22 protein-coding genes are annotated in these 25,243 nt (G+C 70.0%); 7 read left to right on the top strand and 15 right to left on the bottom strand.

Annotation, left to right across the window (positions count from 1 at the left end):
* Positions 1 to 85 precede the first annotated feature (85 nt).
* From ACWD4J_RS42355 to ACWD4J_RS42345, 3 genes are all read left to right on the top strand, one after another.
* Positions 86 to 901 (top strand): DUF3558 domain-containing protein, encoded by an 816-nt coding sequence (locus ACWD4J_RS42355; RefSeq protein ID WP_451400889.1) that lies wholly within the window; start codon positions 86 to 88, stop codon positions 899 to 901.
* Between the two features lie 121 nt (positions 902 to 1,022).
* Positions 1,023 to 1,856, top strand: a complete 834-nt coding sequence (locus tag ACWD4J_RS42350) for a DUF3558 domain-containing protein (RefSeq protein ID WP_451400888.1) — start codon at positions 1,023 to 1,025, stop codon at positions 1,854 to 1,856.
* Between the two features lie 194 nt (positions 1,857 to 2,050).
* Positions 2,051 to 3,457, top strand: coding sequence for a DUF2637 domain-containing protein (locus ACWD4J_RS42345; RefSeq protein WP_451400887.1), 1,407 nt, complete (start codon positions 2,051 to 2,053; stop codon positions 3,455 to 3,457).
* A 54-nt stretch (positions 3,458 to 3,511) separates the two neighbouring features.
* Here ACWD4J_RS42345 and lysS read toward each other — a convergent pair whose 3' ends face one another.
* Complete coding sequence (gene lysS, locus ACWD4J_RS42340; protein ID WP_451400886.1) at positions 3,512 to 5,248, bottom strand: lysine--tRNA ligase; 1,737 nt, start codon at positions 5,246 to 5,248, stop codon at positions 3,512 to 3,514.
* 147 nt (positions 5,249 to 5,395) lie between these two features.
* Between lysS and argS the strand changes: the two genes are divergently transcribed.
* Positions 5,396 to 7,171: an arginine--tRNA ligase gene (gene argS / locus ACWD4J_RS42335; protein ID WP_451400885.1), complete on the top strand. Its 1,776-nt coding sequence runs from the start codon at positions 5,396 to 5,398 to the stop codon at positions 7,169 to 7,171.
* A 105-nt stretch (positions 7,172 to 7,276) separates the two neighbouring features.
* Here the strand turns inward: argS and hemB are convergent, their stop codons facing one another.
* The 6 genes from hemB to ACWD4J_RS42305 form a co-directional block, all read right to left on the bottom strand.
* A complete protein-coding gene (gene hemB / locus ACWD4J_RS42330; RefSeq protein ID WP_451400884.1) occupies positions 7,277 to 8,269 on the bottom strand; it encodes a porphobilinogen synthase in 993 nt (330 codons plus the stop codon).
* Between the two features lie 150 nt (positions 8,270 to 8,419).
* Entirely contained in the window at positions 8,420 to 10,093 is a 1,674-nt protein-coding gene (locus tag ACWD4J_RS42325) for a uroporphyrinogen-III synthase (protein WP_451400883.1), read from the bottom strand.
* A complete protein-coding gene (gene hemC, locus ACWD4J_RS42320) occupies positions 10,090 to 11,049 on the bottom strand; it encodes a hydroxymethylbilane synthase (protein ID WP_451400882.1) in 960 nt (319 codons plus the stop codon). The genes ACWD4J_RS42325 and hemC overlap by 4 nt, the downstream gene beginning before the upstream one ends.
* Positions 11,046 to 12,791: a glutamyl-tRNA reductase gene (locus ACWD4J_RS42315; protein WP_451400881.1), complete on the bottom strand. Its 1,746-nt coding sequence runs from the start codon at positions 12,789 to 12,791 to the stop codon at positions 11,046 to 11,048. The genes hemC and ACWD4J_RS42315 overlap by 4 nt, the downstream gene beginning before the upstream one ends.
* Positions 12,788 to 13,543, bottom strand: coding sequence for a redox-sensing transcriptional repressor Rex (locus ACWD4J_RS42310; protein ID WP_451400880.1), 756 nt, complete (start codon positions 13,541 to 13,543; stop codon positions 12,788 to 12,790). The genes ACWD4J_RS42315 and ACWD4J_RS42310 overlap by 4 nt, the downstream gene beginning before the upstream one ends.
* A 236-nt stretch (positions 13,544 to 13,779) precedes the next feature.
* Positions 13,780 to 14,079 (bottom strand): glutaredoxin family protein, encoded by a 300-nt coding sequence (locus ACWD4J_RS42305; RefSeq protein ID WP_451400879.1) that lies wholly within the window; start codon positions 14,077 to 14,079, stop codon positions 13,780 to 13,782.
* A 182-nt stretch (positions 14,080 to 14,261) separates the two neighbouring features.
* On the opposite strand from ACWD4J_RS42305, the gene ACWD4J_RS42300 reads away from it, so the two are divergent.
* From ACWD4J_RS42300 to ACWD4J_RS42290, 3 genes are all read left to right on the top strand, one after another.
* Entirely contained in the window at positions 14,262 to 15,206 is a 945-nt protein-coding gene (locus ACWD4J_RS42300) for an HAD family hydrolase (protein WP_451400878.1), read from the top strand.
* A 473-nt stretch (positions 15,207 to 15,679) separates the two neighbouring features.
* Positions 15,680 to 16,522, top strand: coding sequence for an ECF subfamily RNA polymerase sigma factor, BldN family (locus ACWD4J_RS42295; protein ID WP_451400877.1), 843 nt, complete (start codon positions 15,680 to 15,682; stop codon positions 16,520 to 16,522).
* 256 nt (positions 16,523 to 16,778) lie between these two features.
* Positions 16,779 to 17,969, top strand: a complete 1,191-nt coding sequence (locus tag ACWD4J_RS42290) for a DUF5667 domain-containing protein (protein ID WP_451400876.1) — start codon at positions 16,779 to 16,781, stop codon at positions 17,967 to 17,969.
* A gap of 57 nt (positions 17,970 to 18,026) precedes the next feature.
* On the opposite strand, the gene ACWD4J_RS42285 is transcribed toward ACWD4J_RS42290, so the two are convergent.
* The 8 genes from ACWD4J_RS42285 to ACWD4J_RS42250 form a co-directional block, all read right to left on the bottom strand.
* Entirely contained in the window at positions 18,027 to 19,082 is a 1,056-nt protein-coding gene (locus ACWD4J_RS42285) for a lysophospholipid acyltransferase family protein (RefSeq protein ID WP_451400875.1), read from the bottom strand.
* A gap of 14 nt (positions 19,083 to 19,096) precedes the next feature.
* The gene (locus ACWD4J_RS42280; protein WP_451400874.1) at positions 19,097 to 20,158 is read right to left on the bottom strand and encodes an NAD-dependent epimerase/dehydratase family protein; all 1,062 of its coding nucleotides are present in this window, start codon (positions 20,156 to 20,158) and stop codon (positions 19,097 to 19,099) included.
* Between the two features lie 338 nt (positions 20,159 to 20,496).
* A complete protein-coding gene (locus tag ACWD4J_RS42275) occupies positions 20,497 to 20,595 on the bottom strand; it encodes a 30S ribosomal protein bS22 (protein WP_003948845.1) in 99 nt (32 codons plus the stop codon).
* Between the two features lie 148 nt (positions 20,596 to 20,743).
* Positions 20,744 to 20,956 carry a helix-turn-helix domain-containing protein gene (locus tag ACWD4J_RS42270; RefSeq protein ID WP_067285578.1) on the bottom strand — a complete coding sequence of 71 codons (213 nt, stop codon included), beginning with the start codon at positions 20,954 to 20,956 and terminating at the stop codon, positions 20,744 to 20,746.
* Between the two features lie 128 nt (positions 20,957 to 21,084).
* Positions 21,085 to 21,900, bottom strand: coding sequence for a phosphatase (locus ACWD4J_RS42265; RefSeq protein WP_451400873.1), 816 nt, complete (start codon positions 21,898 to 21,900; stop codon positions 21,085 to 21,087).
* A 120-nt stretch (positions 21,901 to 22,020) separates the two neighbouring features.
* Positions 22,021 to 23,193, bottom strand: coding sequence for an acetoin utilization protein AcuC (locus tag ACWD4J_RS42260; protein ID WP_451400872.1), 1,173 nt, complete (start codon positions 23,191 to 23,193; stop codon positions 22,021 to 22,023).
* Positions 23,144 to 24,406 (bottom strand): MFS transporter, encoded by a 1,263-nt coding sequence (locus ACWD4J_RS42255; RefSeq protein ID WP_451400871.1) that lies wholly within the window; start codon positions 24,404 to 24,406, stop codon positions 23,144 to 23,146. Before ACWD4J_RS42255 ends, ACWD4J_RS42260 begins: the two co-directional genes overlap by 50 nt.
* A gap of 59 nt (positions 24,407 to 24,465) precedes the next feature.
* Positions 24,466 to 25,113, bottom strand: coding sequence for an HAD family hydrolase (locus tag ACWD4J_RS42250; RefSeq protein ID WP_451400870.1), 648 nt, complete (start codon positions 25,111 to 25,113; stop codon positions 24,466 to 24,468).
* Positions 25,114 to 25,243 lie beyond the last annotated feature (130 nt).

Below are 25,243 nucleotides of genomic sequence, written 5' to 3'. Positions count from 1 at the left end.
TGCGTGCGATACACATTGTGTTCACCGGCCGCCCAGGGGCGGCAACCCAATATCGGCGTCCAGCCGCCTCGAGAGGAGCCATCACGTGCAGCGGAAGGCGTACGTACCCGGCGTCGCCGCGCTCCTCGCGGCACTGCTCACCGGCTGCACCGGCAGCTCCGGCCCCGACGACGCGGCCGCCGACTCCAAGTCGGGAGCGACGAACCCCTCGGCCTCGGCCGCCCGGCCCGGCAAGTACCGCACGCTTCCCGAGGCGTGCGTCGCCGTCGACCACAGCACGCTGGACTCACTGCTTCCCGGCATAAAGGACATGGCGGACGAGGAGCAGCAGGAGAAGGCATACGGCGGCACGGCAACGGTGACGTACGACACGGACCGGCGCGTGGGCTGCAACTGGAAGGTGGAGTCGGCGGACGCCACCCACCATCTCCACGTCGACTTCGAGCGTGTGGTGTCGTACGACTCGACGGTCAGCGACGACACCCGTGCCGAGCAGGTCTTCGCCACGAAGGAGGACGCCGCCGACCTTCCGGAGACCGCCGATCCCCGCGCCGAGAAGGCGAGTTCCACGGCGTCGGCGTCGGCCTCCGCGGCGGACGCCGGATCCTCGTCCTCCGGTTCGGTGTCCGACTCCGCATCGGGGTCCGCGTCCGCGTCCTCGACCGAGGGGCTCGAGCCGCGCGTCCTCGACGGTCTGGGGGACGCGGCGTTCATCGACGACGTCCTCACCTCGGCCACCTCGACCCGCACCGTGACTGTGGCGTTCCGCACGTCGAACGTGATCGTGACGATCGAGTACGACGTACAGCCGGCCACCACGGCGGAGGTCCCGGACAGCGCCGAATTGCAGGACAGAGCAGAGAAACTGGCGCAAAAGCTCGCCGAGCGGCTGGCCGGCTGACGGCCGCTGCGGGCGTATCGGGCAGGTGCCGGGGCTCGTGTGAAGAGGAGCCGCCCCCGCCGCGTTCGGCGTACCGTGGCCCACCGGGCCCGGCCTGCCACCGATCCAGAGTGAAGGAACCATGCACCGACCAGCACAGCGACTCATCCGCATACTTGCCTGCGCAGCCGCCGTACCGGTGATCCTTGCCGCCTCCGGCTGCTCCTCCGACTCCGGCTCCGGAGACGGCGGGGCCAAGGAGTCGGATGCGAAGGCCTCGGCGTCGGCATCGGCATCGGCGGGCGGCGCGGGAGCGAGCGCGAAGGAAGCAGCGTTCGACTCGCTTCCGGAGCCCTGCAAGGTCCTGACGAAGAAGACGCTCGACGAGCTCGTCCCCGAGCGAGAGGAGAAGTCGGGCAAGGAGGGGAGCTCCAACGACACCTCCCTCCGCTCCAACTGCTCCTGGAACAGCCTCGACAACAACGGCGTCAAGGGCTCGCAGTTCCGCTGGCTCAATGTGTCGCTGCTGCGCTTCGAGTCGGACGCGACCCGCGGCAGCGGGGACAAGCTCGCGCAGGAGTACTTCGCCAAGCAGGTGAAGGACGCGCAGGGCACGCAGGACGCGAAGAACGTCACGTCGAAGTCCGTGCAGGGCCTGGGCGACGAGGCGACGGCCGTGGCCTACGACCTGAAGAAGAAGGAGGGCTCCTTCAAGCAGCAGACCGTGGTGACCCGCGTCGAGAACGTCGTCGTGACGCTGGACTACAACGGTGCGGGCCTCGCGGGCGAGAAGACCCCGAGCGCCACCGAGCTGATGAAGGACGCTCAGAAGGCCGCGAAGGAGGCCGTTGCGGCGGTCGTCGAGGCCGACAGCACGTCGTCGGCGAAGCCGAGTGACGGGTCCTCCGGCAAGGCCACGTCCAAGGAGACCGCATCGCCCGAGGCCTCCAAGAGCAGCACCAAGAGCAGCAGCTGACGACGCTCGAAAACACTTGCTCGTGCAGCGCGTTGGCGGAGCCCGGTACCGTTCGGTGACCGGGCTCCTGCCGTACCGGAAACCCGCCGTTCGCATCCATGTGCCAGGCTGTTCCGCGCAACAGGCCGAACATCCTTCCGCGCAACAGGCCGAAGGATGAAGCGCCGAAGAGTGAAGCAGGGAGGGGAGTGCGGGTGGCCGCGCCCATTCAGCTGACGCGAACGCACCGGATTCTGATCGCAGTCGTGGTCGCCGGTGCCGTCATCATCGCCGGTATCGGTTTCGCCGGCTCGTACGCGGCCGTGCGCGAGCTCGCGATCCAGAAGGGCTTCGGGAAGTTCAGCTACGTCTTCCCGATCGGCATCGACGCGGGCATCTGCGTCCTGCTGGCCCTGGATCTGCTGCTCACCTGGATCCGTATCCCCTTCCCCATGCTGCGCCAGACGGCGTGGCTGCTGACGGTGGCGACGATCGCGTTCAACGGCGCGGCCGCCTGGCCCGACCCGCTGGGCGTGGGCATGCACGCCGTCATCCCGATCCTCTTCGTGGTCGCGGTCGAGGCGGCCCGGCACGCGATCGGCCGGATAGCGGACATCACGGCCGACAAGCACATGGAGGGCGTGCGCATCACCCGCTGGCTGCTCTCCCCCGTCCCCACCTTCCTCCTCTGGCGCCGCATGAAGCTGTGGGAGCTCCGCTCCTACGAGCAGGTGATCAAGCTGGAGCAGGAGCGGCTGGTCTACCAGGCCCGGCTCCGTTCCCGCTTCGGCCGCGCCTGGCGCCGCAAGGCGCCGGTGGAGTCCCTGATGCCGCTGCGCCTGGCCCGCTACGGCGTCCCACTCGCGGAAACGGCCCCGGCGGGCCTGGCGGCGGCGGGCATCGAACCGGCGGTGCTGCCGCCGGCCCCGCAGCGGCAGCTGCCCGCGGCCGAGGTAGCTGTGGGCAATCGTGCCGCTGGGGCGGCACGGGTGGGCACAGCGGCACCCCGCGACGGCGGGCAGCCCATCCCACCCCCGGGCGACCACGACGCACAGCACCCCGAAGACCCCGGCAACCCCTGGTTCGCACCCCCACAGCACGCCGACTATCAGGGCGGCTACGACCCGACGTACGACCCCTCATACGCCCCGGAAGAGCAGTACGAGGAGTGGTACGAGGAACAGCACCCCACCACCGAAGCCCCGCAGGGCTCCGGCATCCAGATCCCGTCGGGCCCCAACCGCACCCGCCCCCTGGGCGGCGCCGCACCGGGCCCGGCAACCCACCCCATGGCGATCCCGTCCCCCCGCACCGAGCAGCAGCCGCTGGAGACGGAGGAGGCCGCGGCCCCGTACGCGGACGCCGATGCGGACGCGACCGCCCAGGGCCCGGCCCTGCCGGAGGACGTGTCGCGCGAGGAGGCGTACTTCACCGCCTTCCGCAAGTACGTCACCGAGCACATGGACTTCCCCAACGCCCGCCAGTTCGGCCTCTACCTGATGGACCTGTACGGCGTGACGGGCCAGTCGGGCGGCCCGCTCACGGAGAACACGCTGCGCCCGTACATCCGCGACTTCCGCACCCGCTACCAGCAGGAGCTGGACGCGGAGCACATCGCGTAAGAACCAAGAAGGGGGTGCCCCGGAGAACCGGGGCACCCCCTTACGCATGCAGCCTCAGGCGCTCAGCAGCCTCCGCACCCGGTCCGCGCCCACGGCGAGCAGCAGCGTGGGCAGCCGCGGCCCCGTGTCCCGGCTGACCAGCAGCTGGTACAGCAGCGCGAAGAAGGTCCGCTGAGCGGTCTTGATCTCCGGCGGCAGTTCCTTGGGCGTGGCGTCGGCGGAGAAGCCCGCCTGGACCTTGGGCACGCCGTAGACGAGGTGGGTGAGCCCGTCCAGCGACCAGTGCGAGTCCAGGCCCTCCAGGAGCAGCCGCAGCGATGCGCGGCTCGGCTCGTCCAGCGTGCCGAGCAGCTCCTTGTCGGGCTCGTCGCGGACGATCGTGCGCTGCTCGGCCGGGACCTGGGTGTTGATCCACGTCTCGGCCTTGTCGTAGCGCGGGCGCGCCTCGTCGAGCGACGTGAGCGGGTTCTCCGGGTCCAGGTCGGAGAGGATGCGCAGCGCCTGGTCCTGGTGGCCCGCGGTGATGTCGGCGACGGACGCGAGGGTCCGGTACGGCAGCGGACGCGACGTACGCGGCAGCTCACCCGCGGCCGTGCCGACCGCACGCGCGTACGCGGCGGCGTCGGCGGGCAGCACGGAGCCGTCGGCGACCTTCGCGTCGAGCTTGTCCCACTCGTCGTACAGCCGCTGGATCTCCTGGTCGAAGGCGATCTTGAACGACTGGTTGGGGCGGCGGCGGGCGTACAGCCAGCGCAGCAGCTGCGGCTCCATGATCTGCAGGGCGTCGGCCGGGGTCGGCACCCCGCCCTTGCTGGACGACATCTTCGCCATGCCGCTGATGCCCACGAACGCGTACATGGGACCGATCGGCTGCTTGCCACCGAAGATCCCGACGATCTGCCCGCCGACCTGGAACGACGAACCGGGCGACGAGTGGTCCACGCCGCTGGGCTCGAAGACCACGCCCTCGTACGCCCAGCGCATCGGCCAGTCGACCTTCCAGACCAGCTTGCCGCGGTTGTACTCGGAGAGCAGCACCGTCTCGGAGTGACCGCACTGGCACACGTAGGTCAGCTCGGTCGTGTCGTCGTCGTACGCCGTGACGGTCGTGAGGTCCTTCTCGCACGCGCTGCAGTACGGCTTGTACGGGAAGTAGCCGGCGGAGCCGCTGCTGCCGTCGTCCTCCTCCGCGGCGCCGGAGCCCTCGGCGGCCTCCAGCTCGGCCTCGTCGACCGGCTTCTGCGACTTCTTCGCGGGAGCCTTCTTCGTCCGGTACTGGGCGAGCACGGCGTCGATGTCGGCGCGGTGCTTCATCGCGAACAGGATCTGCTCCCGGTAGACACCCGAGGTGTACTGCTCGGTCTGGCTGATCCCGTCGTACTCGACGCCGAGCTCGGCCAGTGAGGCGACCATCGCGGCCTTGAAGTGCTCGGCCCAGTTCGCGTACGCGGAGCCCTTGGGCGCCGGGACCGAGGTCAGCGGCTTACCGATGTGCTCGGCCCACGACTCGTCGACGCCGGGGACGCCGAAGGGCACCTTGCGGTAGCGGTCGTAGTCGTCCCAGGACAGCAGGTGGCGCACGGTGTACCCGCGGCGGCGGATCTCGTCGGCGACCAGGTGCGGGGTCATGACCTCGCGGAGGTTGCCGAGGTGGATCGGGCCGGAGGGGGAGAGTCCGGACGCGACCACGACCGATTTGCCAGGCGCGCGACGCTCCGACTCGGCGATGACCTCATCCGCGTAACGGGAGACCCAGTCGGTGGTCTCGGTGCTCTGAGCCACGATCGGCACGTCCTTCTTTCTGATACGCCAGTACAGCTGACGCGTCCATTCTCCCAGCTCCGGCCGCTGGAGCGAAAACAGCTTTTCAACCGCATTTAAGCGCGTGGGATACTGGCCGGGTCTATCTGAAACCTCGAGGAGAACGGCTCCCACTCCATGGCCTCGGTCACGTCGCTCACCGCTTCCGTCCACCAGCGCCTCGCGGACGCCCTCTCGGCAGCCCTGCCGGAGGCCGGCACCGCGGATCCGCTGCTGCGACGCAGCGACCGGGCCGACTTCCAGGCCAATGGCATCCTGGCGCTCGCCAAGAAGGCGAAGGCCAACCCGCGGGAGCTGGCGACGCAGGTCGTCTCCCAGGTCGCCACGGGCGACATGATCAAGGACATCGAGGTCTCAGGGCCCGGCTTCCTGAACATCACGATCACGGACAAGGCGATCACCGAGAACCTCGCCGCGCGGGCCGCGGACACCGAGGGCCGCCTCGGCGTGCCGTTCGCCGACGAGCCGGGCACGACGGTGATCGACTACGCCCAGCCGAACGTGGCCAAGGAGATGCACGTCGGCCACCTCCGGTCCGCGGTGATCGGCGACGCGGTCGTCCAGATCCTGGAGTTCACCGGCGAGAACGTGATCCGGCGCCACCACATCGGCGACTGGGGCACCCAGTTCGGCATGCTCATCCAGTACCTGATCGAGCACCCGCACGAGCTGGACCACAAGGCCGCCACCAAGGACACCCAGGCGTCCGGCGAAGAGGCGATGTCGAACCTCGACCGGCTCTACAAGGCCGCCCGCAAGGTCTTCGACTCCGACGAGGAGTTCAAGACGCGGGCGCGGCGCCGGGTGGTCGACCTCCAGGCGGGCGACCCGGAGACCCTCGCCATGTGGCAGAAGTTCGTCGACGAGTCGAAGATCTACTTCTACTCGGTCTTCGACAAGCTGGACATGGAGATCCAGGACCCGGACATCGTCGGCGAGTCGGGCTACAACGACATGCTCGACGAGACCTGCCGCCTCCTGGAGGAGTCGGGCGTCGCGGTCCGCTCCGAAGGGGCTCTCTGCGTCTTCTTCGACGACATCAAGGGCCCGGACGGCAATCCGGTGCCGCTGATCGTCCGGAAGTCCGACGGCGGCTACGGCTACGCGGCCACGGACCTCTCCGCGATCAGGGACCGGGTCTTCAACCTCAAGGCGAACTCCCTCATCTACGTGGTGGACGCCCGGCAGTCGCTGCACTTCAAGATGGTCTTCGAGACGGCGCGGCGGGCCGGCTGGCTGGGCGACGGCGTGAAGGCGTTCCAGCTGGCGTTCGGCACGGTGCTCGGCAAGGACGGCAAGCCGTTCAAGACCCGTGAGGGCGAGACGGTGCGGCTGGTGGACCTGCTGGACGAGGCGATCGACCGTGCCTCGGCCGTGGTCCGCGAGAAGGCCCAGGACCTGTCGGAGGAGGAGATCGCCGAGCGGGGCGCGCAGGTCGGCATCGGCGCGGTGAAGTACGCGGACCTGTCGACGTCCGCGAACCGCGACTACAAGTTCGACCTGGACCAGATGGTCTCCCTGAACGGCGACACGAGCGTCTACCTGCAGTACGCGTACGCCCGTATCCGGTCGATCATCCGCAAGGCAGGCGACGCCCGCCCGGCCGCCCACCCCGAGCTCGAACTGACCGAGGCGGAGCGGGCCCTCGGCCTGCACGTGGACCGGTTCGCGGAGACGCTCACGGAGGTCGCCGCGGAGTACGCCCCGCACAAGCTGGCCGCGTACCTGTACCAGCTGGCGTCGCTGTACACGTCGTTCTACGACAAGTGCCCCGTCCTCAAGGCGGAGACGCCGGAACAGGTCGAGAACCGCCTGTTCCTGTGCGACGTCACGGCCCGCACCCTGCACCAGGGCATGGCGCTGCTGGGCATCAGGACGCCCGAGCGGCTCTGACACCGGTACGCGAAAGGGGCTTCGCCTGAGTCAGGATCAGGCGAAGCCCCTTTCGTATGCGTCTGTGTGCGGGCGTAAGCGCCACCGCATGCGCCCGGGAAGACCTCAGAGCAGCTGCCGGGCGACCTCGGTGGCCCAGTAGGTGAGGATGTTCTGCGCCCCGGCCCGCTTGATGCCCGTGAGGCTCTCCAGGATCGCCTTGTCCCGGTCGATCCAGCCCTTCTCCGCCGCGGCCTCGATCATCGAGTACTCGCCGGAGATCTGGTACGCGGCCACCGGCACGTCCACGGCGTCGGCGACGCGCGCCAGGACGTCCAGGTACGGTCCCGCCGGCTTCACCATCACCATGTCGGCCCCCTCCTCCAGGTCGAGGGCCAGCTCCCGCAGGGACTCCCGGGCGTTGGCGGGGTCCTGCTGGTACGTCTTGCGGTCGCCCTTCAGGGACGAGCCGACGGCCTCGCGGAACGGGCCGTAGAAGGCGGAGGAGTACTTGACCGTGTAGGCGAGGATCGCGACGTCCTCGCGGCCGATCTGGTCCAGCGCGTCGCGGATGACACCGATCTGACCGTCCATCATGCCGCTGGGGCCGACCACGTGGGCGCCCGCGTCGGCCTGGACCTGCGCCATCTCGGCGTACCGCTCCAGGGTCGCGTCGTTGTCGACCCGGCCCTCGGCGTCCAGTACGCCGCAGTGCCCGTGGTCGGTGAACTCGTCCAGGCACAGGTCCGACATCACGAGCAGGTCGTCCCCGACCTCGGCCCGTACATCGCGCAGGGCGACCTGCAGGATCCCGTCGGGGTCCGTGCCCGGCGTCCCGGCGGCGTCCTTCTTCGCCTCCTCCGGCACCCCGAAGAGCATGATCCCGGAGATCCCGGCCTCCACCGCCTCCGCGGCCGCCTTCTTCAGGCTGTCGCGGGTGTGCTGCACGACCCCGGGCATCGCCGCGATCGGCACCGGCTCGCTCACGCCCTCCCGCACGAACGCGGGCAGGATGAAGTCGGCCGGGTGCAGCCGGGTCTCGGCGACCATGCGCCGCATGACAGGCGTGGTACGCAGCCGGCGGGGACGCGTACCGGGGAAGGATCCGTACTTCGTCATGCCGACTACGCTACGCCCGGCTCTGGGGCACCTTTGCCGACGCCGTGTCGACGCTCACGCCCACCTGAAGACCGTCCGGCGATTGAGGACGAGGCCGTCCAGGCCGAAGCGGGGGACTGGGGGCGCAGCCCCCAGGAACCCCCGCCGCACTCAGGTCGTCCGGCGCCGCCGCGCGCCCGGACGACGCTCGCTCGGCCGCGTCACCGGATCCCCCGCGTCGAGCGCCGCCGCCCGCCGCGCCGCGCCGAAGTCGGCCAGCGCCTCGGCCAGCTTGTGCACCGACGGCTCGGGAGCCATCACGTCCACCCGCAGCCCGTGTTCCTCCGCCGTCTTGGCGGTGGCCGGGCCGATACACGCGATCACCGTCACGTTGTGCGGCTTGCCCGCGATACCGACCAGGTTCCGCACGGTCGACGACGACGTGAACAGCACCGCGTCGAAGCCGCCGCCCTTGATCGCCTCACGGGTCTCGGCCGGCGGCGGCGAGGCGCGCACGGTCCGGTAGGCCGTGACGTCGTCGACCTCCCAGCCCAGCTCGATCAGGCCCGCGACCAGCGTCTCCGTGGCGATGTCGGCCCGCGGCAGGAACACCCGGTCGATCGGGTCGAAGACCGGGTCGTACGGCGGCCAGTCCTCGAGGAGACCGGCGGCCGACTGCTCGCCGCTCGGCACCAGGTCCGGCTTCACACCGAAGTCGACCAGCGCCTTCGCCGTCTGCTCGCCGACCGCCGCGACCTTGATCCCGGCGAACGCACGCGCGTCGAGCCCGTACTCCTCGAACTTCTCCCGGACGGCCTTGACCGCGTTCACCGAGGTGAAGGCGATCCACTCGTACCGTCCTGTGACGAGGCCCTTGACCGCGCGCTCCATCTGCTGGGGCGTACGCGGCGGCTCGACCGCGATGGTCGGGACCTCGGACGGCACGGCGCCGTACGAACGCAGCTGTTCGGAGAGCGAGGCCGCCTGCTCCTTGGTGCGTGGCACGAGCACCTTCCAGCCGAACAGCGGCTTGGACTCGAACCACGACAGCTGGTCGCGCTGAGCGGCGGCGGACCGCTCGCCGACCACGGCTATGACCGGGCGGTGGCCCTCGGGCGACGGCAGCACCTTCGCCTGCTTCAGGGTCTGCCCGATGCTGCCGAGCGTCGCCGACCAGGTGCGCTGCCGCGTCGTCGTACCGGCGACGGTGACCGCCATCGGGGTGTCCGGCTTGCGTCCGGCGGACACCAGTTCAGCCGCGGCCGCGGCCACCGCGTCGAGCGTCGTGGAGACGACGACGGTGCCGTCGGACGTGCCGACCTCGGTCCAGCAGCGCTCCGAAGCCGTGCGGGCGTCGACGAACCGCACGTCGGTGCCCTGTGCGTCGCGCAGCGGCACACCCGCGTACGCGGGCACGCCCACGCCGGCGGCGATGCCCGGCACCACCTCGAAGGTGATGCCTTCCGAGGCGCACTTCAGCATCTCCCCGGCGGCGTACGCATCGAGCCCGGGGTCGCCCGAGACGGCACGGACGACCCGCTTGCCGCCCCGCACAGCCTCCATGACAAGATTGGCCGCATCCCTCGGTTCCGGGGGGAGGACGGTTGGTGACGCGTCGTCAACTACCGTCAGGTGGGGCGTGCCTGTGTCCACGAGGGCCACGCCCGCGGGGGCGTGCGTGCGGACCACGTCGAGCACTTCCGGCTCGGCGATCAGGACGTCCGCTCCTGCCAGCGCTTCGACGGCGCGGAGTGTCAGCAGCCCGGGATCCCCGGGTCCGGCACCGAGAAAGGTGACGTGCCCGTGTGCGGGAACGGCTGGGTGGTTCGAGGTGGTGGGGCTCAAAGTGCTCGCTCCCCCATCAGACCGGCCGCGCCCTTGGCAAGCATCTCGGTGGCGAGTTCGCGACCGAGCGCCACTGCCTGGTCGTCTGTCTCGGGCACGGGACCGGTGGTGGACAGCTGCACCAGCGTCGAGCCGTCGGTGGTCCCGACGACGCCGCGCAGGCGCATTTCCTTGACAATCTGCCCGTCGGCCAGAAGGTCGGCGAGTGCACCCACGGGTGCGCTGCAGCCGGCCTCCAGGGCGGCGAGCAGGGACCGCTCGGCGGTCACGGCGGCCCGGGTGAACGGGTCGTCGAGCTCGGCGAGCGCGGCAGCGAGCGTCACGTTGTCCGCGGCGCATTCGACTGCCAATGCCCCCTGGCCGGGGGCGGGCAAAACGGTGTCGACCGACAGGAAGTCGGTCACCTCATCGGTCCTGCCGATGCGGACCAGTCCGGCGGCGGCCAGCACGACGGCGTCGAGCTCCCCACTGCGCACGTACCCGATGCGGGTGTCGACGTTGCCGCGGATCGCGACGGTCTCGATCTCCATGCCGTGCGCGCGGGCGTACGCGTTGAGCTGCGCCATGCGGCGCGAGGAACCGGTGCCCACACGCGCGCCCTTCGGCAACTGCGTGAAGCTGAGCCCGTCCCGGGCGACCAGCACATCGCGCGGGTCCTCGCGCTGCGGTACGGCCGCGAGGACGAGGTCGTCCGGCTGCGCCGTCGGCAGGTCCTTGAGTGAGTGCACGGCGAAGTCGATCTCGCCGCGCAGCAGGGCGTCGCGCAGCGCGGTGACGAACACGCCGGTGCCGCCGATCTGCGCCATGAGCTCGCGCGACGTGTCTCCGTACGTGGTGATCTCGACGAGCTCGACGTCCCGTCCGGTCACCCGGCGCACGTCCTCCGCCACATGCCCGGACTGGGCCATGGCGAGCTTGCTGCGCCTGGTCCCGAGTCGTAGTGCCTTCTCGGTCATGACAGCCCTCGGTTCTTGACGTTCTGGACGCTCGTGACATCGGCGTCGTTCAGGTCGGCCCGGGAGACGGAGGCGACCGCCTCCGGGTCGAGGTCGAAGAGGGTCCGCAGCGCGTCCGCGTACCCGGCACCGCCGGGCTCGGCCGCGAGCTGCTTGACCCTTACGGTCGGCGCGTGCAGCAGCTTGTCGACGACGCGCCGCACGGTCTGGGTGATCTCACCGCGCTGCTTGTCGTCGAGGCCGGGCAGACGGCCGTCGAGGCGCGCGATCTCGCTCGCCACCACATCGGCGGCCATGGTGCGCAGGGCGACCACGGTCGGCGTGATGTGCGCGGCCCGCTGGGCGGCGCCGAACGCGGCCACCTCGGCGGAGACGATCCCGCGCACCATGTCCACATCGGCCGCCATCGGAGCGTCGGCCGAGGCCTCGGCGAGCGACTCGATGTCGACGAGCCGCACCCCGGCGATCCGGTGCGCGGCGGCGTCGATGTCGCGGGGCATGGCGAGGTCGAGCAGGGCCAGTACGGGCGGGTGTGCGGGAGCGGTCAGGACCGCGGGTCCGCGCCGCTCGGGCACCCGGCCCGTGGCGGCAGCGGCGGCGGCCAGTGCGGCGATCGCGTCCGCTTCCTGCGCCGGGTCCGGCACCGCGGGGCGGCTCTCGCGCCGGTCGGAACTGGCGTTGTCCACCCAGGCGGCGTGCTGCTCCAGCGTGGCCGCGTCCATCCCGGCCACGGCTGCCTCACCCATGACCGAGAAGCCGGTGGCGCCCTGCACGGCGGACAGGTCCACCGGGCATACGTCGTCGCCGGCCCCGCGGCGCGCCACCGCCGAGCGGTCGGCACGGTCCGCAAGCGGCCCGGAAGCGTCAGTTCGGACACCTGCGCCTGCCGGGGCGGGCGTACGCCCCGAGATGGCCTCCGCCACCGCGTCCGCGGTCAGGACCAGGCCCGTCGCGCCGGTACAGGACACCACCACGTCTGCCCGCGTGAGCTCCTGGGCCATCGCGTCGACCGGCACCGCGCGGGCGGTGACGGCGGCCGTGTCGTTCTGCTCGTTGAGGATCTGGGCGAGGCGCTCGGCGCGCTCCAGCGTGCGGTTGGCGATGACCACCTCGGCCACCCCGGCCCGCGCGAGCGTGGCCGCGGCCAGCGAGGACATCGAACCGGCGCCGATGACCAGGGCACGCTTGCCCTGGGCCCACTCCCCGACCGGCGTACCGACCGCGAGCTGCTCCAGGCCGAACGTGACCAGGGACTGCCCGGCCCGGTCGATGCCCGTCTCCGAGTGCGCGCGCTTGCCGACCCGCAGTGCCTGCTGGAACAGGTCGTTCGTCAGCCGGCCCGCGGTGTGCAGCTCCTGCGCCCTGGCGAGCGAGTCCTTGATCTGACCGAGGATCTGACCCTCGCCGACCACCATGGACTCCAGGCCGCAGGCCACGGAGAACAGGTGGTGGACGGCCCGGTCCTCGTAGTGCACGTAGAGGTACGGGGTGAGCTCCTCGAGCCCGACGCCGCTGTGCTGGGCGAGCAGCGTGGAGAGCTCGGCGACGCCCGCGTGGAACTTGTCCACGTCGGCGTAGAGCTCGATCCGGTTGCAGGTGGCGAGCACCGCGGCCTCGGCGGACGGCTCCGCGGCCAGCGTGTCCTGGAGGAGCTTGGCCTGGGCGTCCACGGACAGCGCGGCGCGCTCCAGCACGCTCACGGGAGCGGTGCGGTGGCTCAGTCCGACGACGAGAAGACTCATGCCGGCATCACGACGGGTACGTCCCCGTCGGGTCCCTTCGGCGTCTCCTTGGGCGCGGAGGCGGCGACGGCGGCCTCGCCCGCGGTCTCCTCGCCGGCCTTCCGCTGCTCGTGGAAGGCGAGGATCTGCAGCTCGATGGAGAGGTCCACCTTGCGCACGTCGACGCCGTCCGGCACGGAGAGGACCGTCGGCGCGAAGTTCAGGATGGAGGTGACACCGGCGGCCACGAGCCGGTCGCAGACCTGCTGGGCGACACCCGGCGGGGTGGTGATGACGCCGATGGAGACTCCGTTGTCGGAGATGATCTTCTCCAGCCCGTCGCTGTGCTGCACGGCGATCCCGGCGACCTGGCGCCCGGCCATCGCCGGATCGGCGTCGATGAGCGCCGCAACCCGGAAACCCCTCGATGCGAACCCGCCGTAGTTGGCGAGGGCGGCGCCGAGGTTGCCGATACCGACGATGACGACCGGCCAGTCCTGGGTGAGGCCGAGTTCGCGGGAGATCTGGTAGACGAGGTACTCGACGTCGTAGCCGACGCCGCGCGTCCCGTAGGAACCGAGGTACGAGAAGTCCTTGCGGAGCTTCGCGGAGTTGACCCCCGCCGCCGCGGCGAGCTCCTCCGAGGAGACCGTGGGCACCGAGCGCTCCGACAGTGCGGTGAGTGCTCGGAGGTACAGCGGAAGACGGGCGACGGTGGCCTCGGGAATCCCTCGGCTGCGGGTCGCCGGTCGGTGAGTTCGGCCAGTTGCCACGGTGCTCCTGCGGGTAGAGCGGGGCTGCGGGCGGTCATACGTCCCTGGACCGCCCCGTCGGAAGCAGGCTATGTCTTTGTGAACGCGTGCACAAAGATGGTGTCCGATTTGCCCGGCCAAAGTGACCGGGGTCACGCGCCTCTGACATGTGTTCCGGGAACCGACCCCGAAGCGCATTCGTCCCTGGCCGGAGCGTGTCGGTGTATTGATCATGGAGTTTCGCCCGGCCGCCGGCGTCATTCGGTGAGGGCGCGACGCAGGCGGTCTCCGTCCACACGCCAGAAGTCGTGCTGGGCTCCGTCCACCAGCACCACCGGGATCTGCTCCCAGTACTTCCGGTACAGCTCCTCGTCCTGCGTGATGTCCTTCTCCTCCCACGCGGACCCCAGCTCACCGCAGACCTTCTCGATCACCGCACGGGCGTCGTCGCACAGATGACAGCCCGGCTTGCCGATCAGCGTGACGACGCGGTCCTGCGGCGCCTTCTTCTCCGTACGGCGGTCGGTACGCCGAAAAATGGGACTCATACGCGCCATTCTCGCCCGGCCGCCGCACATGGGAACCCGACTGCACCAGACCTCCGCAGCGCCCGCCACCCCCGCGACGCGCGGACGGCGCGCCGACCGGATCACTCCTTTAACTGCGCGGTCGCAGAGAGTTCACAACGCCGAATCCTCCCGACTCCGGAACTGCCGGACGAACTGGCTATGCTCGCGACATGGCCGCTCTCGGATGGCTCACCCCACGTAGGCGCTCCGCCACAGCCCGCAGCGTGCTGGCGGGCGAGGCCTCGGCGGAAGCAGCGCGCAAGACCTCCCAGCAGCTGGAGGAGCTCGCCCCGGCCCCCGCGCCCGGGAAGGCCGCGGAAGAGCCGGAGTTCCCGGTCGCCGGTGACGACAGGGCCGCCGCGTTCTTCGACCTCGACAACACCGTCATGCAGGGCGCCGCGATCTTCCACTTCGGCCGCGGCCTGTACAAGCGGAAGTTCTTCCAGCGCCGCGAGCTGGCGAAGTTCGCCTGGCAGCAGACGTGGTTCAGGATCGCCGGGGTCGAGGACCCCGACCACATGCAGGACGTCCGCGAGTCCGCCCTGTCCATCGTCAAGGGCCACCGCGTCGCCGAGCTCATGTCCATCGGCGAGGAGATCTACGACGAGTACATGGCCGAGCGCATCTGGCCCGGCACCCGCGCGCTGGCACAGGCCCATCTGGACGCCGGCCAGAAGGTGTGGCTGGTCACGGCCGCACCCGTGGAGACCGCGACGATCATCGCCCGGCGGCTCGGCCTGACCGGCGCGCTCGGCACGGTCGCCGAGTCCGTCGACGGCGTCTACACCGGCAAGCTCGTCGGCGAACCGCTGCACGGCCCCGCGAAGGCCGAGGCGGTACGCGCGCTGGCGGCGGCCGAGGGCCTGGACCTCGCCCGCTGCGCGGCGTACAGCGACTCGCACAACGACATCCCGATGCTGTCGCTGGTCGGCCATCCGTACGCGATCAACCCCGACACCAAGCTCCGCAAGCACGCCCGCGACCGGGACTGGCGCCTGCGGGACTACCGCACGGGCCGCAAGGCCGCGAAGGTCGGCCTCCCGGCCGCAGCAGGCGTCGGCGCCGTCGCCGGCGGCACAGCAGCCGCGATCGCCATTCACCGCCGCCGCCGCTGACACGCAGCTGCGGCAACGCCGCGCCGCTCACCAGCTGTGGGCAATCGTGGGGCACAGCGGCACCCCTCTGCGTGGGGCTACGCACCCGTACACCCGGGCCATCACGCCGCAGGGCAACCCTGCGCACCGCGGCACACCCACACGAGCACGGCACCCGCCACCACCGGTTGTGCCCATCTGTTCCGCCGGTGCGGCACGCCCACCCCCCACGGTCAGAGCAACGCTCGGTACACAACACGCCCCGCTCCCGAACGGAACACGAACTTATCCGATCAACAACCGGTCATCTTCCGGTACTTGATCCGCCGTCGATCAGTAATAGAAGCGACGGAATCGATGATTTGAGCAACTGGGTGTAGCGCTGCCTGTACGAAGCGTTATTCTCCTCAGACGCAAATCGGTACCCACGCGTCGCCACGACGAGTGAACGGTCCCGTACTGCACGTGATGGAAGCTCTGCCTCTGGGAGTCCCGTGTACCCATACGTCGGGGTTGACGCCTCGGGCCTGGCTACGCTGCGCGCAGCGGTCGTCGACCACTTGCGCGGCTTCGTCCCCACCGCGTATCCCGTCCCCGCTCTCGCCGCGCCGCGCATCGCCACCAGCGGCCCCGCGGGCCCCTGCTATGCCCTCACGGACGGCATCGACAGGGGCTCGGCGCGGCGCTCCGTCGTCGAGGGGCGGCGATCGGGTGACGGCCGGGACACCCCCAGACGGGGCCGTGCGGGGACGGCGACCCCCGCCGCACGGCGCCCCGCGGCGGACAGCGACAGCGCCCGGATGATGGAGCTCGTGGAGCGGGCCCAGGCCGGCGAGGCCGAGGCGTTCGGCCGGCTCTACGACCAGTACAGCGACACCGTGTACCGGTACATCTACTACCGCGTGGGCGGCAAGGCGACCGCCGAGGACCTCACGAGCGAGACCTTTCTGCGAGCCCTGCGCCGCATCGGCACATTCACCTGGCAGGGCCGCGACTTCGGCGCCTGGCTGGTCACCATCGCCCGTAACCTGGTCGCCGACCACTTCAAGTCGAGCCGTTTCCGCCTCGAAGTGACCACAGGCGAAATGCTCGACGCCAACGAGGTCGAGCGCAGCCCCGAGGACTCCGTCCTGGAGTCCCTGTCGAACGCCGCACTCCTCGAGGCCGTACGCCGCCTCAACCCCCAGCAGCAGGAGTGCGTGACCCTGCGCTTCCTCCAGGGCCTCTCGGTCGCCGAGACCGCCCGCGTGATGGACAAGAACGAAGGCGCGATCAAGACCCTTCAGTACCGGGCCGTGCGCACCCTGGCCCGTCTCCTGCCGGACGACGCCCGCTGAGCGGACACCGACCGGCAGCAAATGGAGCAACGCAGAGCGACCTCCAACTCACCTTCAGTAAAGGCATATTGGCTCCGAGGTCTGCTCATGTTCCGTCCGTAACCCAAGTGCCGAGCCACTCGTTGTGCGGGATACAGGCTCCCTGTGGTCACACCCTGACCGTCACCGCTCACTCGATCGTGTGGATGTGCTCAAGGTGTGCAACCCTCAGGACCCCCTGGGGAGTCGACCGTCATGACGAGAGGAGGTGCCGCCAGTGATCGCGAATGTATCGGCACACCGGCGGGCGAACGCCTTCGCCCAGGCCCTGGAGGATCAGTCCGACCGGGGCACGGCAGCCGAGCAGCCCGGCGACTCGGCCGACCAGGCCGAGAAGCAGCGGCTGTTGGCCCTGGCGACCGGTCTCGGCGGGCTGCCGAAACCGGAGCTGGACGCCGGAGTCAAGGTCGTCCAGCGGGCGCGGCTCGTGGCAGCGATGGAATCCATGCTGCTCGAAGGTACGGAGGCGGGCGGCGAGGGCCCAGGTTCCCCGGTGCCCGAACAGCGGTCCCGCCGGGGCGCGCACCGGGCGAGCCCGCTGCGCAAGCTCCGGGCCCGCTCCCGCCTGTCCAAGAGCATCGCCGCGGGTGGGCTGACCGTCGGCGTGGCCGCCGGGGCCTTCGGCGGAGTCGCCGCTGCCAGCTCCGACGCCCTGCCCGGCGATTCGTTGTACGGGCTCAAGCGCGGCATGGAGGATCTCAAGCTCGGCATGGCCGACAGCGACACCGACCGCGGCCGGATCTATCTGGACCAGGCGGCGACCCGGCTGAACGAGGCCCGCCGGCTCATGGAGCGGGGCCGCTCCGGCGACCTCGACCACGAATCCGTCTCCGAGGTGAGACGCGCACTCTCCGGCATGCAGTACGACGCCGGCGAAGGCCACCGCCTGCTCCACTCGGCATACGAGCGGGACGGCTCGCTCGGGCCCATCCAGGCACTGTCGGCGTTCTCCCAGTCGCACCGCGGCGCATGGACGTCCCTGCGCGAGCGGCTGCCCGTCCAGCTCCACGACGTGAGCCGCCAGGTCAGCTCGGTCTTCGACGCCATAGACCAAGAGGTCGCTCCGCTGCAGTCCCTGTTGCCGGGATCCCCTTCCTCCGGAACCGGCACCATGCAGCCGGGCACCGGCGAGGAGTCCACCGACCCCTCCGGCAGCAGCCGTCCGTCGCCCACGAGCTCCGGCTCTTCGGCAGGCAGCACGAACGGCAGCGGCAAGGCCGAGCCCTCCGCCTCCAGCTCGGACCAGGGCCTGCTCGGCGGCAACACGGGCGGACTGCTCGACCCGCCCGTCGAGACCAGCGCAAGCCCGTCCGGCGAGGCCAGCGCGTCCCCGGAGCCGGACATCACGGTCCCGCCGCTGCTGCCGTTCCTGCCCGGCCTGGGCATCGACGGCGAAGACGCGAAGTAACAGTCCGTACGGCAACGGGGGCGCCCTTCTCCGGAAGGGCGCCCCCGTCGTCGCCCGCTAGAAGAACACCGACCGGCGCTGCACCAACAGCTTGTACAGCGTGTGCTGGATCTGTTCGCGGACCTGGTCCGTCAGGTTGAACATCAGCATCGGATCCTCCGCCGCCTCCGGCGGATAGCTGTCCGTCGCGATCGGCTCGCCGAACTGGATCGTCCACTTCGTGGGCAGGGGCACCGCCCCCAGCGGACCGAGCCAGGGGAACGTCGGCGTGATCGGGAAGTACGGGAACCCCAGCAGCCGCGCGAGCGTCTTCGCGTTGCCGATCATCGGGTAGATCTCCTCGGCCCCGACGATCGAGCACGGCACGATCGGGGTCCCGGCCCGCAGCGCGGTCGAGACGAAGCCGCCGCGCCCGAAGCGCTGCAGCTTGTAGCGCTCGCTGAACGGCTTCCCGATGCCCTTGAAGCCCTCCGGCATCACCCCGACCAGTTCGCCCCGCTGCAGGAGCCGCTCGGCGTCCTCCGCACACGCCAGGGTGTGCCCGGCCTTGCGCGCCAGCTCGTTGACGACCGGCAGCACGAACACCAGATCCGCGGCGAGCAGCCGCAGATGCCGGCCCGTGGGATGGTTGTCGTGCACGGCGACCTGCATCATCAGGCCGTCCAGCGGCAGCGTCCCCGAGTGGTTGGCGACGATCAGCGCCCCGCCCTCCGACGGGATGTTCTCGATGCCCTTCACCTCGACCCGGAAGTACTTGTCGTACACGGGCCGCAGCACCGACATCAGAACCTTGTCGGTGAGCTCCTGGTCGTACCCGAAGTCGTCGACGTCGTAGTCGCCGGTCAGCCGCCGCCGCAGGAAGGCGAGGCCGCCGGCGATCCGCCGGTCCCAGCCCGCCGCCGATGCCTCTCGCCGTGGCGTCTGTGGTTCCTTCGGCTCACGGGGCATCTGCGCACCGCCCTGCTCCTGTTCCTGCACTCCGGGCAGGACCTGGACCTCGCGGGTACCCAAAGACTCCGGTTTGCGCCGGACCTGGGCCCGCCGGCGCGGCGGGCGCTGCGCACCCCCGCGCGAGCGATCGTCGTCGAACGGAATGACCTTGGCGTCCGCCATCGTTGATGCGCTCCTCATGTGGCGCTCTGCGTCGGGGGGTGGCCGCCGCCCAGGACGGGCAGCGCGGCGATCCGGTCGACGGCCCCCGCAAGGGCCTCCGGCGGCAGCAGTCCCGGTCCGCGGCTGCGTACGAAGTCCGCGAACGTTTCCGCAGTCGTGTATTTCGGCCGGAAACCCAGTGTCTCGCGCATCTGATGAGTCGACACGACCCGGCCGTGTGTGAGCAGCCTGAGCTGCTCGGGAGAGAAGTCGGTCATGCCGACCGTGCGCAGCGCCGTGCCGACCCAGCTGACGGCCGGCAGCAGCACCGGCACGGTCGGCCGCCCCAGACGGCGCGCGCACTGCGAGAGGAGCAGCACACCGTCACCGGCGATGTTGAACGTGCCGCTGTTGAGTGTGCCGCGCTCGGGCTCGTGCGAGGCGATCCGCAGCACGTCGATCACATCGTCCTCGTGAACGAACTGCAGCCGCGGGTCGTAGCCGAACACGGTCGGCAGTATCGGCAGCGAGAAGTAGTCCGCGAGCGGCGAGTCGGCCGTGGGGCCGAGGATGTTGGCGAACCGCAGCACGCACACCGCCACATCCGGCCGGCGCCGCGCGAAGCCGCGCACATATCCCTCGACCTCGACGGTGTCCTTGGCGAAGCCGCCGCTGGGCAGCGACTTGGGCGGCGTCGTCTCGGTGAAGACGGCGGGATCGCGCGGCGCCGACCCGTACACGTTCGTACTGGACTTCACGACCAGGCGCTTGACGCTGGGCGACTTCTGGCAGGCACCGAGCAGCTGCATGGTGCCGATGACGTTGGTCTCCTTGACCGAGGTCCGGCTGCCGCCGCCCAGCGGGTAGCCGGTGACGTCCATGTGGACGACCGTGTCGACGGCGTGCTCGGCGAGCACCCGGGCGATCGCCGGCTGCCGGATGTCGGCGCGCACGAAGTCGGCGCCCCCCAGATGATGCTCGGGCGGCACGGCGTCGACCGCGACCACCCGGTCCACTTCGGGATCGCGCTGGATCCGTCGTACGAACCGGCCCCCCAGCTGCCGGGCCACCCCGGTGACGAGCACGACCTTGCCCAAGATCAGCGCCTACCTTCCCAGCCCTTGTCGTGCCCTGTCCTGCCGTTCCTGCGCGCCACGTTAGCGGCTGGATGTTGCGCTGCGATGACCACTCGATGCAGGAAGTGACGACAGCCACAGACGTACGTACAGACGAGGTGCACAGCTTGCGCAGACCTGCGTTTACAGATCCGCGCGGGGACCGAGCTCCGGGGCCCAGCGTACGACCACGCATGCGGCAGAAGAAAAGACCTGCGCCCCGCATGCCCTGAAAAGGCGACCGACTTTCCGGTGAACGGGCTGTGGCCCTCCCACCGTGCGGTGAGAGGGCCACAGAGCGCGCTTGGTGCAGCGGTCGCTTACTTCTTGTTGCGACGCTGAACGCGGGTGCGCTTCAGCAGCTTGCGGTGCTTCTTCTTCGCCATCCGCTTACGCCGCTTCTTGATAACAGAGCCCACGACTACCCTCGCTCACTTCTCGGACAACCCCCGCGGGGGCGGGGACAATCACTCGGTGCGGGGCTGACTTGGGCCCACACGACCTACGAGGGGCTAGCCTACCCCGCCCGAGCTCCGCATCTGTAATCGAGGATCCCAAAGGACGCCGTCAGGCCGATTCCACCCCCACATACGACTCGCGAAGGTACTCGTGAACCGCTTGCTCCGGGACTCGGAAGGACCTCCCCACCCGGATAGCGGGCAGATGACCGCTGTGCACCAGCCGGTACACGGTCATCTTGGACACGCGCATCACCGAGGCGACTTCCGCCACGGTCAGGAACTGAACCTCGTTCAGAGGCCTCTCGCCAGCAGCAGCCATGACACACCTGAACCTTCCACACATGACGGGCACCGGCTTCCCCTCCGGTGACTCCTCGTCGCTGTGCGCTCACTCCCCAGACTAGGGGCGGGTGATGCATGTGGGGAAGAGGAGCAGCCATCGGCTGCTTACTGTGACAGACACGCTCGATTGAGTACATAGCGAGTAAGCGGTCGGTAGTAATCAGACCGCACAGCGTCATCAAGCGGAACGGCGACGGACACCCGCCCCTCAGCCTCTCCCACGAACAGCGCCGGATCGTCCGTGTCAGCAACGCCGATGGCGTCAATACCGAGCTGACCTGCCCCGCAGGCCCACCCGTGGTCTCCGACAACGAGCGCCGGCAGCGGCCCGCCGGCTTCGGCCGCAGCCGCCAGCGCGGTACGAACCGGGAGCGGCGAGTGGGTGTGTGCGCCGGTGTCACGACCGGCGCCCTGGGCGCCCGGTTCCCGCACCAACGCGACTCCTCGTACGTAGTCGAGGTTGTACGTACGTAGACCGAACCGGGTCGTTATGTCGACACTGCGACCCTGCGCCGGGGTGAGAACGGGACAGCCTGCCGCTGACAGCGCACTGGCCAAGGCGGCGTAGAAGCCGAGCAGCCGATGCGGGTGACCTGTCCCGAGGAGGACGGGTTCGCACCGCCGCGCCGCCCGGCCCAGCCGCTCCGCGAAGGCGTCGAGCCCCGCCAGAGTCCGCTCGGGATCGATCACGTCGTGCCCTGCCGTGTCCAGGGGATCGGCCGATACACCGCACTTGTCGGCCATGAGCGCGATCACGTCCCGCGGCCCCCAGGTCCACTCGGGATCGAGTCCGAGCAGCACCCGCGGATCTCGCGCCGCGAAGAGCCGGTAACTCCGCAGGCTCTCCTCACGCGAGGTGGCCACGGGCCCGGCCAGTCTGGCCGCCAGGAGATGCGCACGCAACGCTCCGGTGCTCAACACGCCCCGATGCTGGCGCACCGGTGCCCGGCGAACCCCGAAAACCGGGAAACACCGCACAGTTGGCGTAACGCCACTTGTCCGAGGCCGTGACGGCCTCAGTCCGATGCCGGTGACCGCCCGCTACGCCAGGAGGCCGCGCATCGGGAACACGGCCCGACGCGTGGCGAGGACCGCCTGGTCGAGACGGTCGGCCGGGTCGTACCCGTCCTCCCATCCCTTCCAGGAGGCCGGCCACCGACCGTCCGTCATGCGCACCGGCGCCAACTGCCGTGTCCGCGCATACACTTCCTGCCGCCACTCCTCGGGGACCGAGGTCTCGGGTTCGATGGGCCGCCCCGCCGCGATCGCCACAAGATGCGTCCACGACCGGGGCACCACGTCCACCACCGCGTAACCGCCGCCGCCGAGCGCGATCCACCGCCCGTCGGCGTACTCGTGCGCCAGGTCGTGGCACGCGACCTGTACGGCCCGCTGTGCGTCCAGCGACACCGCGAGATGCGCCAGCGGGTCCTCGAAGTGCGTGTCGGCGCCGTGCTGCGTCACCAGTACCTGCGGGCGGAAGTCCGCGAGCAGCTCCGGTACGACCGAGTGGAACGCGCGCAGCCAGCCCGCGTCCCCGGTGCCGGGCGGCAGCGCCACATTGGCCGCCGAACCCTCCGCCGAGTCCGCGCCCGTCTCCTCCGGCCACCCCGTCCCCGGAAACAGCATCCGCGGATGCTCGTGCAGCGAGATCGTGAGCACCCGGGGGTCCTCCCAGAACGCCGCCTGAACGCCGTCTCCGTGGTGCACGTCCACATCCACGTACGCGACCCGCTCCGCACCCAGCTCCAGCAGGCGGGCGATGGCCAGCGACGCGTCGTTGTAGATACAGAATCCCGCGGCGCCCCCGGGCATGGCGTGGTGCAGCCCGCCTGCGAAGTTCACCGCGTGCAGCGCGTCCCCGTGCCACACCGCCTCGGCCGCGCCCACGGACTGCCCGGCGATCAGTGCCGACACCTCGTGCATGCCGGCGAACGCAGGGTCGTCCATCGTCCCGAGCCCGTATGTCCCGTCCGCCGATTCCGGATCGGCGGAGGCCGCCTTGACCGCCTCGATGTAGTCCTCACGGTGCACGAGCCGCAGCGTCGAGTCACCCGCCCGCTTGGCCGCCACCACGTCCAGCCCGCTGTCCAGCCCGAACGCGGCGACGAGCCGCCTGGTCAGCGCCAGTCGGACCGGATCCATGGGGTGGCCCGGACCGAAGTCATAGCCCGTTACTGCTTCGTCCCACATCAGCTGTGCGCGGCCGCTCATGCCCGTCACCGTATCGGTCTGGTCCAGCGATGAACGACCGGGCATACAACAAGGTCACCAGCACCAGCGCCATGGGGACGAGCATCGCCCCCCGGTAGTTCCACGCGTCCCCCAAGGCCCCCACCAGGGGGGAGCCGATCAGGAAGCCCACATAGTTGAAGACGTTGAGCCGCGCGACCGCCGTGTCGGAGTCCCCGGGGAAGAGCCGCCCCGCCGCCGCGAAGGTCTGCGGCACGAGCACACACAGCCCGAGCCCGAGCAGCGTGAAACCGAGCATGCCGATCCACGCCCCGGGCGCCGACGCCACGACGGCGAACCCGAGCGCGGCCACCAGCGCCCCGCCGCGCACGACGGCCACCGCACCGAAGCGCCGCACCCCGAGATCCCCGAGCGACCGCCCGATCAGGGTGGTCACCATGTAGACGTTGTACGGGACGGTCGCCATCTGCTCCGAACTGCCCAGCACGTCCTGCAGATACTTCGCACTCCAGTTGGAGACGGTCGAGTCCCCGATGTACGCGAAGGTCATGACGAGGCAGAGCGGCAGCAGCAGCCGGAAGACGACGGGGCTTCGTTCCGCTTGCTCCCTTTGTTCTGCTTGATCTGCTTGTTCTGCTTGTTCCGCACGGTGTCCGGGCAGCGCGTCCTTAGAGGCGTCCGCATCGACGTACCACCGGCTTCCGACAAGCACCGTCGGCAGGAGCACCACGACCACCGGCAGATACGAGACGAAGAGCGAGAGCTCCCAGTGCGCCCCTGCCCAGGCGAGCGACGCTCCGGCGATCCCGCCGAGGCTGTACGCGGCATGGAAGCCGAGCATGATGCTCCGCCCGTAGGCCCGCTGCAGGCTGACGCCCAGCATGTTCATGGTCGCGTCCAGCGCACCAACTGCGAGTCCGAACGCCGCGAGTGACAGGGCCAGTTCCCATACGCCCTCGCCCGCCCCGACACCGAGCAGCGCCAGCAGTACGACGGGCTGGGACCAGCGCAGCAGGCGGCTCGGCCGCACCCGCCGCACCAGTCGCTCGGTGGTGACGCTGCCGACGCCGGCGAGTATCGGCACGGCAGCCAGGAAGGCGGGCAACAGCCCGTCGGATATCCCGTAGCGGTCCTGGATCGCTGGAATGCGCGTCACGAGCAGGGCGAACGCGACACCCTGCGCAAAGAAGCTGAACGCCAGAGAGCCCCTACCGCGCCGCAGCACTTCTGTCATGGCGGGAGCGTAGGGGCCTCGGGGTACCCGTGGGTAGCGGTACCGAAGATGAATTTCGCTCAGCTCTTGAGGAGGTCGACCAAAGCGCCCATGTCCGGGAAGAGTTGCGTAGCCCCGGCGAGCTGATGGGCGGGTGTCATAGCGGTGTAGCCATAGACATCCATGCCGGCCGCGAGCGCCGCCTGGACGCCGAGCGGGCTGTCCTCGACCACGACGCAGCGCTCGGGGGCGGCCCCCATGGAGGCCGCGGCATGGAGGAAGAGGTCGGGTGCGGGCTTGCCTCGTCCGACGTCCTCGGCACTGAAGAGCCGCGCTTCGTCGAACCACTGGTCCAGCCCGGTCGTGCGGTGGGAGAACCGGATCCGGGCATGCCGCCCGGAGGATGCGACGCAGTAGGGCACACCGTCGGCCTGGAGCCATTCGAGTACGTCGACGACGCCGGCCACGGGCTGAAGGTCCCGCTCGAAGGCGGCGAGGGTCCGTGCCAGGACTTCCTGGTCGAACTCGGCGGGCAGTTCCTTGCCGTATCGCTCACGGATGGTGTCGTGGACGCGATGGATGGAGCCGCCCATGTAGTCGCGTATGGAGTCCTCATACGAGGTGGGATGCCCCAACTCGGTGAGATAGGCGGCAAGGACGGTGTTGGACAGTGGCTCGCTGTCGACGAGGACGCCGTCGTTGTCAAAGATGACCAGGTCGTATCTCATGCCTCGACCTTAAACGTAGAAAGTCTCCTGAAACGCAGAAAACCCCCGCACCGGAAGGTGCGGGGGTTTTCTCAAAATTTGTTCGGCGGCGTCCTACTCTCCCACAGGGTCCCCCCTGCAGTACCATCGG

It is taken from the genome of Streptomyces sp. NPDC002577 (assembly GCF_053594815.1).
This window is presented reverse-complemented; position numbering and strand designations above follow the sequence as displayed.